At 41.0% G+C, this 16,748-nt stretch carries 22 protein-coding genes; 16 read left to right on the top strand and 6 right to left on the bottom strand.

What is annotated here, in order from left to right; translation table 11 throughout:
- The first annotated feature begins 580 nt into the window (after nt 1-580).
- From OFY17_RS05100 to OFY17_RS05060, 9 genes are all read left to right on the top strand, one after another.
- The gene (locus OFY17_RS05100) at nt 581-1,141 is read left to right on the top strand and encodes a hypothetical protein (protein WP_263529643.1); all 561 of its coding nucleotides are present in this window, start codon (nt 581-583) and stop codon (nt 1,139-1,141) included.
- 138 nt (nt 1,142-1,279) lie between these two features.
- Entirely contained in the window at nt 1,280-1,909 is a 630-nt protein-coding gene (locus OFY17_RS05095) for a LysE family translocator (RefSeq protein ID WP_263529642.1), read from the top strand.
- A gap of 35 nt (nt 1,910-1,944) precedes the next feature.
- Entirely contained in the window at nt 1,945-2,346 is a 402-nt protein-coding gene (locus OFY17_RS05090) for a VOC family protein (RefSeq protein ID WP_263529641.1), read from the top strand.
- A gap of 99 nt (nt 2,347-2,445) precedes the next feature.
- Complete coding sequence (locus OFY17_RS05085; protein ID WP_263529640.1) at nt 2,446-3,078, top strand: LysE family translocator; 633 nt, start codon at nt 2,446-2,448, stop codon at nt 3,076-3,078.
- Between the two features lie 79 nt (nt 3,079-3,157).
- Complete coding sequence (locus OFY17_RS05080; protein WP_263529639.1) at nt 3,158-3,580, top strand: cupin domain-containing protein; 423 nt, start codon at nt 3,158-3,160, stop codon at nt 3,578-3,580.
- Nucleotides 3,581-3,586: 6 nt separating this feature from the next.
- Nucleotides 3,587-4,051, top strand: coding sequence for a GNAT family N-acetyltransferase (locus OFY17_RS05075; RefSeq protein WP_263529638.1), 465 nt, complete (start codon nt 3,587-3,589; stop codon nt 4,049-4,051).
- Between the two features lie 46 nt (nt 4,052-4,097).
- Nucleotides 4,098-4,574: a trimethoprim-resistant dihydrofolate reductase DfrA gene (dfrA, locus tag OFY17_RS05070; RefSeq protein WP_263529637.1), complete on the top strand. Its 477-nt coding sequence runs from the start codon at nt 4,098-4,100 to the stop codon at nt 4,572-4,574.
- Nucleotides 4,575-4,653: 79 nt separating this feature from the next.
- Nucleotides 4,654-5,610: an anthranilate phosphoribosyltransferase gene (gene trpD / locus OFY17_RS05065; protein WP_263529636.1), complete on the top strand. Its 957-nt coding sequence runs from the start codon at nt 4,654-4,656 to the stop codon at nt 5,608-5,610.
- A gap of 20 nt (nt 5,611-5,630) precedes the next feature.
- Nucleotides 5,631-6,035 (top strand): GFA family protein, encoded by a 405-nt coding sequence (locus tag OFY17_RS05060; RefSeq protein ID WP_263529635.1) that lies wholly within the window; start codon nt 5,631-5,633, stop codon nt 6,033-6,035.
- A gap of 20 nt (nt 6,036-6,055) precedes the next feature.
- On the opposite strand, the gene OFY17_RS05055 is transcribed toward OFY17_RS05060, so the two are convergent.
- A complete protein-coding gene (locus tag OFY17_RS05055) occupies nt 6,056-6,703 on the bottom strand; it encodes a LysE family translocator (protein WP_263529634.1) in 648 nt (215 codons plus the stop codon).
- A gap of 81 nt (nt 6,704-6,784) precedes the next feature.
- Here OFY17_RS05055 and OFY17_RS05050 point away from each other — a divergent pair, with 81 nt between their 5' ends.
- The 3 genes from OFY17_RS05050 (at nt 6,785) to OFY17_RS05040 (ending at nt 9,107) form a co-directional block, all read left to right on the top strand.
- Nucleotides 6,785-7,702 (top strand): LysR substrate-binding domain-containing protein, encoded by a 918-nt coding sequence (locus OFY17_RS05050; RefSeq protein ID WP_263529633.1) that lies wholly within the window; start codon nt 6,785-6,787, stop codon nt 7,700-7,702.
- Between the two features lie 151 nt (nt 7,703-7,853).
- Entirely contained in the window at nt 7,854-8,489 is a 636-nt protein-coding gene (locus OFY17_RS05045) for a hypothetical protein (RefSeq protein WP_263529632.1), read from the top strand.
- A gap of 114 nt (nt 8,490-8,603) precedes the next feature.
- Nucleotides 8,604-9,107 carry a lipocalin family protein gene (locus OFY17_RS05040; RefSeq protein ID WP_263529631.1) on the top strand — a complete coding sequence of 168 codons (504 nt, stop codon included), beginning with the start codon at nt 8,604-8,606 and terminating at the stop codon, nt 9,105-9,107.
- Nucleotides 9,108-9,406: 299 nt separating this feature from the next.
- On the opposite strand, the gene OFY17_RS05035 is transcribed toward OFY17_RS05040, so the two are convergent.
- Complete coding sequence (locus OFY17_RS05035; RefSeq protein WP_263529630.1) at nt 9,407-9,664, bottom strand: hypothetical protein; 258 nt, start codon at nt 9,662-9,664, stop codon at nt 9,407-9,409.
- 252 nt (nt 9,665-9,916) lie between these two features.
- On the opposite strand from OFY17_RS05035, the gene OFY17_RS05030 reads away from it, so the two are divergent.
- On the top strand, nt 9,917-10,126 hold the full coding sequence (locus OFY17_RS05030) for a cold-shock protein (RefSeq protein WP_263529629.1): 210 nt from the start codon (nt 9,917-9,919) through the stop codon (nt 10,124-10,126).
- A gap of 98 nt (nt 10,127-10,224) precedes the next feature.
- Nucleotides 10,225-10,710 (top strand): peptide-methionine (R)-S-oxide reductase MsrB, encoded by a 486-nt coding sequence (gene msrB / locus OFY17_RS05025; RefSeq protein WP_263529628.1) that lies wholly within the window; start codon nt 10,225-10,227, stop codon nt 10,708-10,710.
- Nucleotides 10,711-10,731: 21 nt separating this feature from the next.
- Here msrB and OFY17_RS05020 read toward each other — a convergent pair whose 3' ends face one another.
- Nucleotides 10,732-11,634 carry a DMT family transporter gene (locus tag OFY17_RS05020; RefSeq protein ID WP_263529627.1) on the bottom strand — a complete coding sequence of 301 codons (903 nt, stop codon included), beginning with the start codon at nt 11,632-11,634 and terminating at the stop codon, nt 10,732-10,734.
- A 144-nt stretch (nt 11,635-11,778) separates the two neighbouring features.
- On the opposite strand from OFY17_RS05020, the gene OFY17_RS05015 reads away from it, so the two are divergent.
- Nucleotides 11,779-12,699, top strand: a complete 921-nt coding sequence (locus OFY17_RS05015; protein ID WP_263529626.1) for a LysR family transcriptional regulator — start codon at nt 11,779-11,781, stop codon at nt 12,697-12,699.
- Nucleotides 12,700-12,790: 91 nt separating this feature from the next.
- Here the strand turns inward: OFY17_RS05015 and trpA are convergent, their stop codons facing one another.
- The 3 genes from trpA to OFY17_RS05000 all read right to left on the bottom strand — a co-directional run bounded on the left by trpA (nt 12,791) and on the right by OFY17_RS05000 (nt 16,123).
- On the bottom strand, nt 12,791-13,609 hold the full coding sequence (gene trpA / locus OFY17_RS05010; protein WP_263529625.1) for a tryptophan synthase subunit alpha: 819 nt from the start codon (nt 13,607-13,609) through the stop codon (nt 12,791-12,793).
- Nucleotides 13,606-14,880 carry a tryptophan synthase subunit beta gene (gene trpB / locus OFY17_RS05005; RefSeq protein WP_263529624.1) on the bottom strand — a complete coding sequence of 425 codons (1,275 nt, stop codon included), beginning with the start codon at nt 14,878-14,880 and terminating at the stop codon, nt 13,606-13,608. Before trpB ends, trpA begins: the two co-directional genes overlap by 4 nt.
- Before the next feature lie 235 nt (nt 14,881-15,115).
- The gene (locus tag OFY17_RS05000; RefSeq protein ID WP_263529623.1) at nt 15,116-16,123 is read right to left on the bottom strand and encodes a nucleoside recognition domain-containing protein; all 1,008 of its coding nucleotides are present in this window, start codon (nt 16,121-16,123) and stop codon (nt 15,116-15,118) included.
- A gap of 129 nt (nt 16,124-16,252) precedes the next feature.
- Between OFY17_RS05000 and OFY17_RS04995 the strand changes: the two genes are divergently transcribed.
- On the top strand, nt 16,253-16,717 hold the full coding sequence (locus OFY17_RS04995; protein WP_263529622.1) for an Lrp/AsnC family transcriptional regulator: 465 nt from the start codon (nt 16,253-16,255) through the stop codon (nt 16,715-16,717).
- Nucleotides 16,718-16,748: the final 31 nt, after the last annotated feature.

Here is a 16,748-nt window from a genome sequence, read left to right as displayed (position 1 = left end):
TGGGTAACATGTTGCTTAAGGAAGGCACGAACAAGTCCACTGGCTTCAGCGTGTGAATAACTCTTTATTATTCGAGGCAAGTTTCGCCGTCCAATATTGAGCATATTGGCAAGAAGCTTAACAAAGAATAAAAAGAGTTTGGTCACGCCCTTCGGGTCTTTCAGAGAAACGCTCTCTCTGTGTTAAGAGTGATTGAAAGGTATTAACATTCCTACTCACTCTTGCCTTGATAGATCGTTTCTCTGAGGAGACTGAAGTTCAGAAGACTTATTCGTACCTTCCTTATCTGCACACGTACTAAAGGCCGAATTTTACGGGGTTTTTAGTGCGGGGGACACTGTTCATTTTAAAGTGTACGTTTTATCTCTAGCGCAACTAGACAGCTGGCCAAGAGATTGGCTGCCTTTTATATAGTCGTCTCTTATATTATATATTTTTAGTAATATCTTAAATTATGCGTTTTGCTCTAGTAGAAGGTGGTATGGCACTTTAGTATCAATCAATAAGGGTGTTCGCAATAGGGAGAAATGCTTGTTGGGAAGGTGAAATAATAGGTTCAATCAAAGGAGCAGTAATTTAAATGGAAACATTACTCCATTCCATACAGAAGTGTTCATCGGGAAAGTTCGTAAGCATATTATTTATATTAACTATGGGGATTTATGTTGGGATGCTTTCCTACACTATGCCTGCGGTTTCAGTGTTCGCCCCCGACTTCTTACTGTTCGATTCATTACCTTCTGGCTATTCGTTTAATTATGCTTATGAGTTACTAGACTCATTAGGCGTAGACGGTCGAAATGTATATCTAACGACTCAATTGCCCTTAGATTTCATTTATCCTGGGTTATTTTCTATCACATACTCATTAATGCTAATTTGGCTATACAGCAAAACGCTCTCTAGAAGCTTCAAAGCTTACTACTTCGCATTAGTGCCTTTTTTAGCGGGTGTCTTTGACTACATTGAGAATATATTTATCATCCGAATGATAAATTCGTTTCCAGATTTACAATTATCAACGGTTAAGTTAGCGAGCATATTTACTGTTTTAAAAAGCAGCTTTACTATGGTTTTCTTTGTCTTGCTACTCGTAGGTTTTATCCTATTGCTGAAGAAAAAACTGTTCAAAACCCCCTGACTTACTCTACTTTGTTTTGATAAAACTTAAGATAGTTTTATCAGTCAGTGACAATGAGGTCTAATCGGAACAAGGGAAAGATCTCATTTAACACGTAAAATACGAATTAAATACAGCTATAAAGTGAGTATGCTTTTTATGATTGACTCGTCCATTTTACCCATTTTTTTTACTGCCATATTTTTTCTTGTCATCTCTCCTGGGCCTGACTTAATTTTGATTTCCACTTACTCCTCAACGAGAGGCTTTAAATCAGGCTTGATGATATCTGTGGGGATATTTTTAGCAGGAATAATACAAACTCTATTGGTCGCTTTTGGCTTAGGGCAGTTGATGGAATCGACGCCTTTGCTTGCTTATACGATTAAAGCGATAGGGGCGCTTTATTTAATCTGGCTCGGTATGAAAATGCTGAAAAGTTGGGTGAAACCTCAGGGTTCTGCTCAACCTAGCAATATAGAAGCTGTCAGTCGATCTAACTTAGTCAGTAAGGGACTACTTAATAATTTATTGAATCCTAAAGCATTGGTGTTCTTTAGCTCATTCTTGCCTCAGTTTATTAATGGAACAGGCTCTATTCCTTTACAGATTTTGGTATTGGGAATACTACTAAGTAGTTTTGCTCTAATAATGAATATTGCCTTCTCATTATCTTTTAGTAAATTAGGCCGACTTGTTGGGAAGAAGTTTAATATGGGGCGTCATATTGATGGTTTGTTAGGTGTTGTTTTTTTGGGGTTAGCAGCACGCTTGGCGGCCAGTAAATAAAAGAATTCTTACTCCAAACATAAGGAACTATTGATATGTCAGAAACAATTGGTCTTAATCACTTAGGGCTTTCCGTTAGTGACTTGCAAGCCAGTAAATCTTTCTTTGTTGATGTGCTTGGTTGGAGTGAGTCTGGTTATGATCCATCTTACCCTAGAACGGCTGTATCGGACGGAAAGCTACGTTTAACTTTATGGCAGGTTGATAAAAGTCTTAACGGTGCTGATTTTGATCGTAAGAAAAACGCAGGCTTGCATCATCTCGCTATACAGGTTGAGTCAGAGCTTAAGCTTGATGAGTTATTTAAAAAGATTGATGAGCATCCATTGTGTGAGATTGAGTTTGCTCCTGAATTGTTATCAGGTGGTCCTCGTAAACATATGATGTTCAGTGAGCCTTCAGGGTTACGATTAGAACTAATCTGGCAGGGTGAGTAAGGGCTAAGTGGCAAGCCTCTATTGTGTTTGTCTGTAGCATCTCCCCATCAATCTATGGAAGTCAGTGATTTAATTATATGAAATTGTAAGGAGTTTAAGGTGAGTTTAGAAACTTGGTTATTGTTTTTTGTTGCTTATTTAATTGTGACTCTCTCTCCAGGTCCTAATGTTTTATTGGTTGTAAAAAATGCAGTACGACATGGTTATAAAGCAGCGAGTGTGACTATTTTAATGAATTTATTATGTCAGCTCTTTATCATTATTTTGGTCGCTTTGGGGGCTGGTGCTTTATTGGCAAGCTCACCTATGTTGTTTTTCTTGCTGAAGTTAATTGGAGGTGTGTATCTAATTTATTTAGGGGTCACAGGCCTCCTCTCAAAACGAAACTCTCGAAGAGTTGGAGTCAAAGAGGTTATCACTACATTCTCCTATAGGAAATTATCTAAAGAAGCATTTTTTGTTTCTGCCAGTAACCCTAAAACAGTTATTTTCCTTTCTGCTTTTCTACCGCAGTTCCTATCTCCCGATTCATCTATTCTGATTCAATTTGGAGCCATGTTTTTAACTATCTGCTTTATTGTTGCTTTGGTTCATTTAGCCTATTCGTATATCACCAAAAATATCAGCAATAAATGGTCGGAGTTAGGGTCGAAAAAGCTATTTTCTAACATAACAAATAGTGCATTTATTGCTTTTGGCTGCGGTGTTCTATTCAGTCATAGGGCGACGTAAGACGAGTTGAGCGGCCAGTTTAGTTTTAGCTCTAATTGTCTTCTGAATAGAAAAACAGTTGTTTTTAGGAGTGTCTAGTTTGAATGTAATAAGTTTAACGGTTTTGTCTTCACCAGTGCTAGAAAGCGAGGCTGGTTCTGAAACTGGGGCTTCAGTTTTTAGTGAGGTTTCCTATTCATTAGAGGATTACAACGGCTTGTTTATAACTGAGCGAATGGATGCGCTTAATTTCCGTCACCGTATTAGCGAAGCTGGTTATTTCAGTTCATGGCATGTGGCGGGCGACCCTACCTTAATTATTATTCGTTCTGGCACCTTGCGGATTACACTGCGCAGCGGGGAATACCGTGACTTCTCAGCAGGGGGTATGTTTATCGCCCAAGATCGTTTACTCCCTAATGAAGAATTTAATGATGAGGTGCATGGACACACAGCAGAGTTGGTGGGCGAGCAAACACTGGCAGCGGTTCATATTAAGTTATCTAACCAAGAAACTAGTTGATCGGACATGATTAAAATCCGCGAATACAAAGAATCCGATGCTAGTGAATTATGGTCGATTTTTTATAATACTGTTCGTTGCGTTAATATCCGAGACTACACCCAAGAGCAAGTAGAAGCTTGGGCACCAGATACATTTCCTTTTGATATTTGGCAGCAAAAAATGCATGAGGCTCAGCCGTTTATTGCAGAGATAGGTAATGACATTGTGGGATACGCTGATCTACAAGAGAATGGCTTAATTGACTACTTCTATTGTCATTCGGAGCATCAGGGGAAAGGCGTTGGCCGCCGTTTAATGGAGCGCATTCTCCATTTTGCTGAATCGAAAGGCATGGCGTACTTTTACTCAAATGTGAGTATTACTGCACGGCCTTTTTATGAGAAGTTTGGTTTTAAAGTAACACAAGAGCAAAGAGTCCAAGTTAGAGGCCAACAACTTATAAACTTCGTCATGGAAAAGAGAATTTAATCTCTTAATTTACTACTGGTAGCTAAAGTACCACTAATGGAGACTCATGAAATTATCATTGATCGCAGCTGTTTCTGAAAATGGAATAATAGGTTCGGGCTTAGATATACCCTGGTCAGTTAAAGGGGAACAATATTTGTTTAAAGCCATGACATTTAATCAATGGTTAATTGTCGGTAGAAAGACGTTTGAGTCAATGGGCAAGCTTCCCAATAGAAAATATGCGGTTATTACTCGTTCTGAAATGAAATCAGATGATAAAGACGTGTTCTATTTTTCTTCTATTGATAATGCGCTATCCACACTGAAAAACATTACCAATCATGTGTTTGTCTCTGGTGGCGGTGAAATATATAAAGCGCTGATTCAGCGTGCTGATACACTACATATATCGACAGTGCATGATGAAATAGAAGGTGATGTGTTTTTTCCTGACATTCCAGAAGGTTTTAGCAATGTATTTGAGCAAGCTTTCCAATCCAACCTAGATTACACCTATCGAATTTGGCAGAAGACTGAGTAAACCATACTAGGTTCTCTGGTTAAACTGGCGTTATCTTATTAAAGTACCTTCACCTTGAATATTGACACACAAGTAAATTATGACTGAATTAATTGAAAACATGCTTTCTGGAAAGCTCTCAGATGAAGAAATAGCCGAATCGATAATTTCCCTTCGAGAAAAGGGCGAGACCTCAGATGACATTTACAACTATGTTGGATGTATCAATAAACATGCGAAACCTATATCCACCTCAGAGGAATTGTTAGATGTATGTGGCACAGGGGGAAGTGGATTAAGTCGATTCAATGTTTCTACAGCAAGTGCTTTTGTTATCAGTGCGCTTGGTGTTCCTGTTATTAAGCATGGTAATAGAGGGTCACGAAGGCCAAATGGCAGTTTTGATTTGCTTGAAGGACTGGGTATTGGTATTGAGCAATCACCCGAGCAAATTAAGGCAACAATTAAACAGACAAACCTTGGGTTTGTCTTTGCAAAGCATTACCACCCTAGCTTAAAGTCAGTTGCTAATGGTAGAAAACTGGCTGGTGGAAGAAGCATTTTTAACTTGGCAGGGCCTTTGAGTAACCCTGCTCAAATCACTTATCAGGTGATTGGCACAGCAGATCAGAGTAAAGCAGAAGCACTTGCAAAGGCATGTATTAAACTGGGAAGAAAAAGAGCTGTTGTGGTTTATGGTGAACCAGGTATTGATGAGGTCTCCATTTCTGGGGTGTCTCATATATATGAATGTTCAGAAGGTCAAATTAAGTACTATAAAATTACCCCTGAGGAATTTGGCATTTCACCCGTGAAATACGATGATATCCCCGGTGGGTATGTAGAAGCAAATAAAGCGATTTTTATAAAACTGCTGAATGGTTCAGCTGAGCAATCCATTATTGATATGGTGGCGATTAACTCGGGTATTGCCTTGTATATATCGGGGCAAAGCTCTTCTATTAAAGGGGGTTATGACTCAGCTAAGGCGTGTATTTTATCGGGCAAAATGAAGGCTCAATTTAATACCTACTTTTCTGCTCTGGAAAAAGTGTAAAACGATTTATAAGGCAGATTATGAATACAGGTAGTTGTCACTGCAAGAAGGTGGTGTTCGAGGTTCAAGAGCCTTTGTCAGCAGTGAATCTTTGTTATTGTCATTCATGCAGGCATTTAAGTGGGGCTGCATATTCTGTTGTGGCGCGTATTCCTAAAAATGCGTTTCGAATGTTAAAAGGTAAAGAGTCCCTTCATATATATGAGTCGAGTACAGGTAAGTTTCGTCACTATTGTCGGGATTGTTGCTCTCCTATATTTGTTACCGTTAAGTCACAGCCAGAGTTTGTTCGTATTCGCCTTGGAGTGTTAGATTTTAACCCTGTCGTGAATATTGTTGGCCATATTTGGGTCAGTGAAAAACCGAACTGGCATACTATCAATGATCAGCTCCCTCAATATGCTGAATGGCCAGATACTATTTAAGAACTTTATTTTTCTTTTCTCTAATCCACAAACAATCGAATACCAAAACCCGTTAAGAAAACACCCGATACTCGTTCAATCCATGCTTTTAAGGTTTGGGTTTGTTGTTGAACTCTCTCTGCGGTGAGTAGACAGGCAACAAGGGAAAACCACACGAAATGAGCCAGAGCGATATAGAGACCATAAGCCAGTTCCATTTGCCAAGATGTGCTTGTTGAGATGACTTGGCTAAATAAGGAAACGATAAAAAGCATAGTTTTAGGGTTAAGAGCATTACAAGTAAACCCTGTCCAAAAAGGCGACTGACTGTTTATAGTTCTGGTGTTTGAATTGCTATTTATCACTGATTTGTTGCGCTTGCCGAGAGCGCGTTTTATATCGGGCCATAATGCAGAAAGTCCTAGCCAGATTAAGTACATAGCACCTAAATAGCGTAATGTATTTAATACCCAAACATTTTCTGCAAAAAGTATTCCTAAGCCAAATAGAGTGTATGCAAGATGAACGCTAATGGCGGCACCTATTCCTAATGCACACAACATGCCTTCTTTTCTGCCGTTCAGTAATGCCATTTTTGACACCATCGCGAAGTCTGGTCCTGGGCTAATGACGGCTAAAATCGTAATAATGGCGACGGAATAAAGTTCAAAGTGATCGATATTTAACATGGAAACGCTTCCTTATTTGTGAATAATAAGATCATGAACTCTTCTGTAATTTAATAAAAACGATTAAAAGTGAGAATATCTGTGAGTAAAATTCACAATAAGAGACAGCTACCTCCTTTAGGGGCGTTAACGGCTTTCGAAGCGGCGGCTAAACACCAAAGTTTTTCTCGTGCCGCGGAGGAGGTCAATCTAACTCACGGGGCAATTAGTCGAGCGGTTGCTCAGCTGGAAGAGCGCATAGGTGTTGAATTGTTTGTTAGGCGTAATAGACGTGTCTATTTAACTATGGCTGGTCGGCGCTTATTAAAAACCGTGAGTGAATCCTTAAATGCACTAAGTGACACAGTTGAAGAAATACATAGGCACGACAAAAATTCTCCTTTTTTAACTGTATCCTGTGAACCCAGTTTAGCAATGAGGTGGTTAATGCCTCGTTTAGGAAGCTTCAAAGAACAACACCCTGAATTGAATATTGATTTACGCATGGCGGGTGGCCCAATAGATTTATTGTCAGAAAACTGCGACCTTGCAATACGTCGTAATGATTTTGGTATTCCTGATAACTATTCTCAGACTTTTTTATGCTCCGAAATGGCGGGGCCAGTTTGTACTGATAATTATTGGCAAGAGCAAGCTAATCAAGCGTTAGATCAAGCGCACTGGCTACACAGTCGTACTCGTCCAAATGCTTGGGAGGACTGGAGGAAGCAGCAAGAGCTAATGGCGCTAAAACCCCAAAGTGAACAATATTTCGATCACTTTTTTTATGCCTTGCAAGCCGCTCAGGCAGGTTTAGGGATTGCTATAGGTTCAACGCCATTAGTTTCGGATGACTTAGTCTTAAATCAGCTTGCCCCTCAAACATTGATTAGTCCAATGGGAATGCAGTTAACGGGCTATGATTATGTGCTTTTATCCCTCACCGAGCCTACACAAGACCAAAGAATAGATGCTTTTACTCGTTGGTTAATTGTACAATTTGAGCAATCAAATTGTTAACGAGTTTATATTTTTGAAAAGGTACTGTTTATTAATAGCAACTTTTGTACTTTATTCTTCACAAAGTTTTGCAGAAAGTCGTATTCAGCTGGGTATCAACACCTCTTCAATTACTTACACCGAACCAGGTGTAATGAAACAAGAAGGGAGTATGAGTGGGTTTCATGGACGGTATGCTTATATATCACATGAAAGGTTTCGAGCTATAGAAGTGCATTACTCCACAGGGTTTGTGGATTACCAAGGCTCTGGCACCATAGAAAATATCCCAGATACTTTGCTTGAAGTACGAGGCTTGTTTGGGGGAAAGGCGGATATAAATCCAACCTACGATACATTTGTTTATATTGGTATTGGCTATCGAAACCTTAACGATGATATGAGTGGTAGAGTATCGAGTACATCTGCGCTGGGGTATGAAAGAGACCAAACCTACATTTATATGCCTATTGGCTTGGAATTTCAGCCAAAGCAGATAGATCGACGTTGGGGGCTAAGTGGACGCATTGAATACGACCTTTTTCTTTCGGGTACAAACCATAGCTATTTAGGTGAAATAAGTGGTTACGATGATATCACTTTGCACCAAAACTCAGGTTATGGATATCGAGTGAGTTTGGGTCTAACACGGCACTTTCAAAATGCATCTGTTAGCGTTGAGCCTTTTTACCGCTATTGGTACCTAGATGATTCTATGGTGACTTATGACAGTAAAAACGAGCCACGGATTGAACCCTATAACAATTCTAAAGAGCTAGGCATTTCTTTCTCTGTCACTTTTCATTGAGTCTCTAAAAATAGACATTTTTTTGGTGTGGCTTAGTATAGGAAGAAGCCTTGTTAATACCCCAGAGGAATAGCAAGAATTCAACTTGCTGCAAGAAGTGAGTAAGGAATAAACATGAAATACCTTGTTTCGATGATTTTGATTTTACTTACTGCCTGTGCGAGTCAACCTCAGCCGCCTCCGGCTCATTTAATTCCTTATCTTGGAGACTGGTACGAAATCATTCGTCAGGATCACGCCTTCGAAGAAGGGCTTACCAATGTCACCGCCAGCTATGTGTTTGATCAAGGCACGATCAATGTCAAAAACCGTGGTTACTCTTCCTTTGATAAAGAGTGGCGAGAGGTGAAAGGGCGAGCAGAATTAGCCAGTTCAGATGGACATGATTACTTGAAAGTATCTTTCTTTCGCCCCTTTTATGGCTCTTATGTGGTGTTTGAACTAGATAAAAAAAGTGACCAATACGCGCTGGTTATGGGGTTGAATGGCGAGCACTTTTGGTTATTATCCAAGACACCTACTATGCCAAAAGCCGTAAAGAACAGGTTACTAGCTCGTATTAAAGCACTAGGCTTTCACATGGATAAACTGGTTGAAGCGAAACATGCTGCTTTATAAAAATTAACCAAGTAGATTTCCTAAAAGAGGGAGCAGGTCACGGTACTTTTATTGTTTCCTGTTAAACACACGGCTTGGTAGGCTTTTGAGTTATTAATCATCTGATAGTGGGTATCTGAGTCACGGCACAAGGCAAAAAAGTCGGCCTGCTGTTGCTCAAAGCTTTTTGAGGTGATGTCGTCTTCTGCTTCGTTTGAACTCTCAAAATAGTTGAGTTTATCTTTTTGCTCTTGTATTAAACGGGTTATTTCATTGTATTTTTTGCGAGTGTCATGGCAAAAAACGCTATTGGGTTGGGTCTAGGTACACTCTTTTTTTCTTGCTTCCAGCTGTGTTAATTCTTTTTGGTATTGTTGTACTGTCTCAGTAACCCGCCCCGACTTTTCTTTTATAATTTTTTCATCTGCATTCAGCTTAGTGAGTTGTTGTTTGGTCATATTCAAATGTTTCTCTTTTGCTAAACAACTCAGGCCAAACTTTACTAGGTCTTCTCCATAGCCAATATTTGCATAACAGGAAATTATGACAGCTAGTGTGATTTTATGTGAAAAAGTCATCGCTTCTACCACCTTTTTCTTAGAATTTTGCCTTAAAAGGCACTGATTTGAAAATAGGGAAAATAACACTATCTATCTCATGTCGATCTCTATATTATGCACTTGCAAGCTAGAAAGAAGTCTCTAATTATTAACTCCGTAATGCGTTTTTTTATAAATATTCGTTTTGAAGTTTTTAAGTGCCAGTCTGATTTTTTTGCAATTCCAGCCTATTTATTGGCTAATCTTAAATTAAAATTCAGGTGAATATTTATGTCTAACAAAGTTAAAGGAACTGTTAAGTGGTTCAACGAAACTAAAGGTTTTGGTTTCATCGAGCAAGAGTCTGGTCCAGATGTTTTCGCTCATTTCAGCGCTATCGTAAGCGACGGTTTCAAAACTTTGGCTGAAGGCCAGCAAGTTGAGTTCGTTGTTACTCAAGGCCAAAAAGGCCCACAAGCTGAGAACATCACAGCAATTTAATTCTCTAGCAAGAATTTAAATATAAAAAGAGTAAGTTTTTCGGAACTTACTCTTTTTTTTTCCTTCAAATAAGCATGTGTTAATTGAAGGAAAACAAAATGAACCGTAGACACTTTTTACTTGCTGGTGTGTGTGTCATTGGTGGCGCTGCTTACTTAACTCGTTCATTGACGAAAGAAGAGGTAGCTAACGCCAATTTCGAAGTGGTGTTTACCGACGCCGAGTGGCGCAAAAAATTGACTGACTTTGAATACCAAGTCATGAGGCACGAGAAAACCGAACCAGCGGGAAGCAGTTCACTTCTCAATGAAAAACGTTCAGGCTACTTTTCGTGTAAAGGGTGTGAGTTACCCCTTTATCACTCCAGTACTAAATACGACAGCCGAACAGGCTGGCCGAGTTTTTATCAAAGTTTGCCTAATGCGGTTGCCACTAAGGTAGACAAAAGTTACTTCATGATCCGAACTGAGGTGCATTGTCGACGTTGTGGCAGCCACCTAGGACATATTTTTAATGACGGCCCTGCACCAACAGGCAAGCGCCATTGTATAAATGGTATCTGCTTAACCTTTCGAGTTGCTTAGCTGAGGCACTTTCCCAACCTTTTACCTCTTTAGTGAAGCTATTAGGGTGGCGGTTAGAATAGATCCGCCACCTATCATTTGAATGAGTGACAGGCTTTCCCCCAACCAAACGATAGCGAACAGCGCACCAAAGGCTGGCTCAGATCCGGTTAATAAGGCGACTTTAGACGGTGTTGTGTGCTTCACGCCATAGTTCTGTGCGAACAGAGAGAATATGGTACAGAAGATAACTAGATAAAATGTTAGGCTCCAAAAGTTTAAGCTCATGGGGAGCAGCTCAGTTACTTTTACATCGCTAAAAAGGAATACTGCCAAAGCGCCTAGCACCACTACATTGGCTTGCACACTGGTAACATTCAGAGAAGATAAGTGCTTGCCTTTGAGTAGGATCTTCGTAGAGACGACCATACAGGCCCGTAAAAAAGCGGCGAGTAAAATACAATAATCGCCAATATTCAGAGCAGTCCAACCTAATTCTTTTTGTGTTAACAACAACACGCCAATCACGGATAACACAGCGCAGAAAAAAATGTGTCGATGTGGCCATTCTTTATTGCATATTGCTTCTACAAAAGGCGTCATCAAGACGCATAAGCTAATTAGAAAAGCGGCTCTTGATGCCGTGGTGTGAAAAATTCCATAGGTTTCCGCTAGGAAGATACAGAGTAAAATACAGCCTGTAGGCACAGCGTACTTCCAATCCTTAGTGTGTCCGTTAAAGGTATCTTTCCAGAAGTTTGGTACTAGCAACAAAGACGTTAGTCCAAAACGAATGACCAAGAAAGCCAGTACGCTTGTAAAGGCCAACGCCTCCTTAGTTATGCCATAGCTGGTACCCCAGAAAATAGCGGTCAGTAAGAGAGCCAACTCAGCCATTGGTAGGCGATGAAGTATAGGTGTGTTGGAGATAGTTTTAGTTGTCATTGTGCCTCGCTTAATTGTGTCTTCTATAAAAGCTGAAAGCCTGTATTTGAATAAAAAAGTAAACAGGTGGATTGAACGAGTAAGTATGCTAACTTGTGTTTTATATTGTGATAATTGCCTCATAAAGAAAAAGACTTATGTATCATGGACACAAATAAACTAATCACTTTACTGCCTGACATGGCGGCCTATGTCGCTGTGGTAGAAACGGGGAGCTTTACTAAAGCAGCCCAACAACTTGCTGTGACACCTTCCGCTGTGAGCCGACAAGTATCCAGAATGGAGAGCGTATTGTCGGTTGTGCTGGTGGAAAGAACCACCCGCCGGCAAACCATAACGGCTGTAGGTATGGCCGTTTATGAGCAATGTCGAAATATGTTAGACAGCGCGAAAGAAGCGGTGACAGCTTCCGAAAGTAATATGACAGAAGCTAAAGGCCGTTTACGAATTGCGGTACCAGATGCGTTCGCTAGGCAGGTTCTAGAGCCTTTCCTATTAGAGTTTATGGCACTTTACCCAGCGATATCTTTGCATGTTCAGGTAACGGATTTACGCCTTGATCCTGCCTATCAAAATGTAGACTTAGTATTTCATATTGCCGAGCAACCCCATGAGCATTTGGTCTGTAAAAAACTAGGGGAGGTGCGTTCGATTCTCTGTGCCAGTGAAGAATATTTGTCAGAACGTGGTATTCCAAAATCACCTAATGACTTGGTTTCACACGACTGTTTACCTCTTGGCTTTTTCGATGGCGATAATGTTTGGTCTTTTATTCAGGGAGACAGAACAACTCAGATCACGGTAGACGGACGTTACATCATTAACGATGCTGATATGCGCTTAAATGGTGTCAAACAGGGCTTTGGTATTGCTCTGTTTCCAGACTTTGTTGTACGTGAAGCGTTAGAAAAAGGCGACGTTATCGAAGTCTTAAGTGATTGGCAGCTAAGCAGCGATTTTCAAGGTGGAGTTTATATGCAGTTTCCTGCCATGCGCTTCATGCCAAATAAGCTGCGGGTGTTTATTGATTTTATGGAAGCGGTGTTTAAAAAGGGAAGTTGTTAAAAAGCCAATTCTTAAAAACTCAACTGTTAAAAGGGTAATGTAAAACCGTAAGCTATGGGGTAGCAATGAACATAGTTTACGGTTTGTCATTCTATTTTGTAAAAAGCATTTTAATTAGCTCAATACCAGCCTCTTGACCGCCTTCGTTGTAGGCATCCAATAATGCTGACCCTAAGATAGCAATGTCTGCCTTGCCAGTTAACTGCTCGATTTGTGATCTTTCCCGCAAGCCGAACCCTACACCAATTGGTGCATTAGCATGGCTGTTTATCTCAGCTAAATAATCATCTAATTGATTGGTTTGATCTTTCTCTTCATGGGACTTTCTTTCATGAGACTTTCCTTCGTGAGAAGAGTGCCCTGTAACACCAGAGCGTGCCACGCAATATAAGAATCCGCTGGCTTGACCTGCCAACATGGTAAGGCGATCTTTTGGCGTGGCGGGGGTGACCAACCAAACTGGGTCGATATTGTTTGCTTCACAGGCGGTGCGATAGGTAGCGGACTGCTCAATCGGTAAGTCTGGCAATATCAGACCCAGAATATTTTCTTCCGCGGCACGTTTGGCAAGCTTTTCTAATCCAAAGCGATACATAGGGTTGAGGTAACTCATCAAGACAATACGGCTTTCGGGAAAGTCTTTCGCTAGTTTGCCAAGCTGTGACAAACAGGTGTCCACATCCAGCTTTTGCTCTAAGGCTCTGTGACAGGCCGCGACAATACTTGGGCCATCGGCAACGGGATCAGAAAAAGGGAATTGCACTTCGATGAAGTCCACACCTTCTTCCATCAGGCGTGCCATCCAATCTAAACTTTCCTGCACACTTGGGTAGCCGTACACCACATGGGTCATGGCCAGAATGGGCTTTTTTTGGCGTTTTTTATCAATAAAGGTGGCTAACTGACTCATGCGTTTTGCTCCTTATTAGCATGGCTATTATCCGCAGGGAAGGTCGGGTACGAGGCTAGGTAATCATTTAAAAACTGCGGGAAGGTCTCGTCTTCTACCGCTTTTGCCACGTTGAAAATGTCTTTATCGCCACGGCCAGACAGGTTAATCACAATACGTGATTCCTTTGGTAAATTTGGCGCATCTTTAAAGGCGCCCGCCAAAGCATGGGAAGATTCCAAAGCAGGGATAATGCCCTCTTTTTTCAGTAATAAAGTACAGGCCTCAATCACCTCATCGTCCATGGCATAAGTCATTTGTACTCGACCTGTTTCTGCAAGGTGCGCGATGATGGGCGACACACCCACGTAATCTAACCCTGCAGCGATAGAATGGGTTTCCTGCAATTGACCTGCGTCGTCCTGTAAAAACATGGTGGCAAAACCTTGTGCAATACCGGGTTGGCCGAGGTTGTGAGACAAGCGAATAGAGTGCTCACCCAGTTCCAAACCTTTACCACCAGCTTCGACGCCAACCATTTCTACATTTTCGTCTTCAAGGAAAGGTAGGAACAAACCACAAGCGTTTGAACCACCGCCCACACAAGCATAAAGGCGATCTGGGAATTGGCCGAATTGGGCTACACTTTGCTCACGGACTTCGTTACCAATCACAGATTGGAAGAAAGCGACCATTTCAGGGAAGGGCGCACAACCACAAGAAGTACCGATTAGGTAATGGCTTTCCTCATGGCTAGAAGACCAATCGCGCAAGGCTTCATCCAAAGCATCCCGCAACGTCTGAGCACCGGTGGTAACAGGCACAACGGTTGCACCTAATTGCTTCATCCAGAAAACATTTGGGTATTGGCGTTCTATGTCTTTTGCCCCCATGTAAATTGTGCATTCAAGGCCTAAACGGGCTGCTACCAGCGCTGTGGCGATACCGTGTTGACCGGCACCCGTTTCTGCGATGACACGCTTTTTCCCCATGCGTTTTACCAACAAACCTTGGCCAATCACATTATTCATCTTGTGGGCGCCACTGTGATTTAAATCTTCACGTTTTAGATAAATCTGCGCACCACCAAAGTGATTGGTTAGGTTCTCACAAAAGGTCAGTGGCGTAGGGCGGCCAGAAAACTGCTGCCATTGTTTATTCAACTCAGCGAGAAACTCAGGATCATTTTTAGCTTCCTCAAACGCCTGCAAAATCTGCTGCTGACTGGAATAAAGAATCTCAGGAATGTAACTACCACCGTACTGACCGTAGAAACCGTTCTCGCTTTTCATGGTGTTCTCCATTTATTAAATTAACTATACCGTTTAGTTAATTTAATATTTGTGCATTATTTCGTCAAGGGATTTATTTCTATAGATAAGAATAAATTTATGTAGGAAGAGTAAAGGTGAAACTAGGTGATGGAGTTATAAAGTGTGTGGGGGTATGAGTTTCTGTAATGGTAAATGAATAATGCTTACGATAATTTCAGTAGTAAGCATTATTCAAACTAGCGTTGCGCTATTTCTATGAAGGTTTATACAACCAAGCATAGCGTTTGGCAGAAAGTCTTTTTAAAGCTTGTGATAGCAGTGCAACGATGACAAAGGCAAAGGCTAATCTGGCCCATAAAATGGTGAATAGATCAGGGCCGAGTAAGAGTATCAGCAGTGTGTCTTCGATTAGGCTGTGGGCGAGGGCCAGAAAAGCCATAGTTAGGAAGATGTCTTTCTTCTCAATATTCCCCGATTTTGATTCTTTGATTAATAGGCTTCCGCCGTAACTTAGTCCAAGCATCACGCCGATAATAATAATGTTGGTGGCCTTTGGGCCAACACCGATGAGGCGTAAAAGAGGGGAAAGCAGGGCATGAATCAGTTTCTCTACACCGAGGAATCTTAATAGGCGAATAACAAGCGTTAGAACAGAAATAATGACAAAGGCGATGACAAGAGTCTGAGCTTGTAAGATAAACCATTCACTCCAGCTATTTCCCTGAACTTCTGGTTGCCATGTAATGGTGACTGGCGTTTGTAATAGGTTTAGTGCCGTGTAGGTGTGGTGAAGAATCACGCCCATCAGCATAGCGCCACCAATACGAAAGCATAGGGCAAACCAGAGTTTGGTTCCGGTTGCTGCTGCGATGGAGCCTTCTACGGGTAAACCGTGGGCAATGAGCATCATGGTAGATAACACACTGACTTGTGCGACGGTTAATTGCTCTGCACCTCCAAGCTGATAAAAGACAGCCATTGCTGAATACAAGTTACTGGTCATGGCTGTCATCCAAACCAGTCCCATATCCCCTGGGAGTCCGAACCAAATCATAAGAGGGCTGATTGCTTTGCCTAATACGGTTACCCAACCCAGCAATTCAATGACTCTTACAATGATTAAAACGGGAACCATGATTTTGATTAATCCCCAAAAAATATACACCACTTCAAGAAACCAACGACCAATAATATTGGCTTGTAAGGCTCGTGTGAGATTTGTGAAGGAGGAGCTGAGAGTGTTGTTTGAAGTCTTATCCATTTGTACAACCTATAAGAAACGATAAAAAGAAGTGGTAATAGATTAACAAGAAGGAAAATAATTAATGCTTTTTGTTAGTTTATTTTGAAACTATAATTTCTTTTTTAATTAATATGAGAAATATAATTAGTGAAGCTGGATGCCATTGATATTTCTATCCTAAAAGAGCTGCAACAAAATGCTGATCAAACCAACCTTGCATTGGCTGACAAAGTAGGTTTGTCCGCACCTGCTTGTTTGAAGCGAGTTAAAAGATTGAAAGAAGAGGGCGTAATAGAGCAAGTGGTGGCGGTGGTTTCCCCTAAAGCCGTTGGTAAGCGGCTGAACATGGTGGTGGAAATTTATATGAAAACGGATGATTTCGCAGCATCGAATGCTTTTATTGAAGATACGAACCAAGCACCTGAGGTAAAGCAATGCTACAAGGTGACTGGCGAAGTGGACTTTGTGTTGATCGTAAATGTCTCTGACATGTTTGAATACGATGCTTTCTGTAAGCGAGTGATTCATAAACAAGCCAACATGAGAAAATTCACCACCCTTATTAGTATGAGGTGTACCAAGTTTGATCTTACTCAAGCGCTGTCGTTATAAGAACATTAACCTAAATGACTAATTTAATCGG

Origin of the sequence: Marinomonas sargassi (assembly GCF_025716875.1) — a bacterium.
GTDB classification, from domain to species: domain Bacteria; phylum Pseudomonadota; class Gammaproteobacteria; order Pseudomonadales; family Marinomonadaceae; genus Marinomonas; species Marinomonas sargassi.
Note: the sequence above shows the minus strand (reverse complement) of the source record. Positions and strands in the feature narration are given on the sequence as shown.

Coding starts and splice junctions, on each gene's coding strand:
- OFY17_RS05100 (WP_263529643.1), top strand. CDS start 581: ATGGAAACATTACTCCATTCCATACAGAAGTGTTCATCGGGAAAGTTC.
- OFY17_RS05095 (WP_263529642.1), top strand. CDS start 1,280: ATGATTGACTCGTCCATTTTACCCATTTTTTTTACTGCCATATTTTTT.
- OFY17_RS05090 (WP_263529641.1), top strand. CDS start 1,945: ATGTCAGAAACAATTGGTCTTAATCACTTAGGGCTTTCCGTTAGTGAC.
- OFY17_RS05075 (WP_263529638.1), top strand. CDS start 3,587: ATGATTAAAATCCGCGAATACAAAGAATCCGATGCTAGTGAATTATGG.
- dfrA (WP_263529637.1), top strand. CDS start 4,098: ATGAAATTATCATTGATCGCAGCTGTTTCTGAAAATGGAATAATAGGT.
- trpD (WP_263529636.1), top strand. CDS start 4,654: ATGACTGAATTAATTGAAAACATGCTTTCTGGAAAGCTCTCAGATGAA.
- OFY17_RS05060 (WP_263529635.1), top strand. CDS start 5,631: ATGAATACAGGTAGTTGTCACTGCAAGAAGGTGGTGTTCGAGGTTCAA.
- OFY17_RS05055 (WP_263529634.1), bottom strand. CDS start 6,703: ATGTTAAATATCGATCACTTTGAACTTTATTCCGTCGCCATTATTACG.
- OFY17_RS05045 (WP_263529632.1), top strand. CDS start 7,854: ATGAGTGGGTTTCATGGACGGTATGCTTATATATCACATGAAAGGTTT.
- OFY17_RS05040 (WP_263529631.1), top strand. CDS start 8,604: ATGAAATACCTTGTTTCGATGATTTTGATTTTACTTACTGCCTGTGCG.
- OFY17_RS05035 (WP_263529630.1), bottom strand. CDS start 9,664: ATGACTTTTTCACATAAAATCACACTAGCTGTCATAATTTCCTGTTAT.
- OFY17_RS05030 (WP_263529629.1), top strand. CDS start 9,917: ATGTCTAACAAAGTTAAAGGAACTGTTAAGTGGTTCAACGAAACTAAA.
- msrB (WP_263529628.1), top strand. CDS start 10,225: ATGAACCGTAGACACTTTTTACTTGCTGGTGTGTGTGTCATTGGTGGC.
- OFY17_RS05020 (WP_263529627.1), bottom strand. CDS start 11,634: ATGACAACTAAAACTATCTCCAACACACCTATACTTCATCGCCTACCA.
- OFY17_RS05015 (WP_263529626.1), top strand. CDS start 11,779: ATGGACACAAATAAACTAATCACTTTACTGCCTGACATGGCGGCCTAT.
- trpA (WP_263529625.1), bottom strand. CDS start 13,609: ATGAGTCAGTTAGCCACCTTTATTGATAAAAAACGCCAAAAAAAGCCC.
- trpB (WP_263529624.1), bottom strand. CDS start 14,880: ATGAAAAGCGAGAACGGTTTCTACGGTCAGTACGGTGGTAGTTACATT.
- OFY17_RS05000 (WP_263529623.1), bottom strand. CDS start 16,123: ATGGATAAGACTTCAAACAACACTCTCAGCTCCTCCTTCACAAATCTC.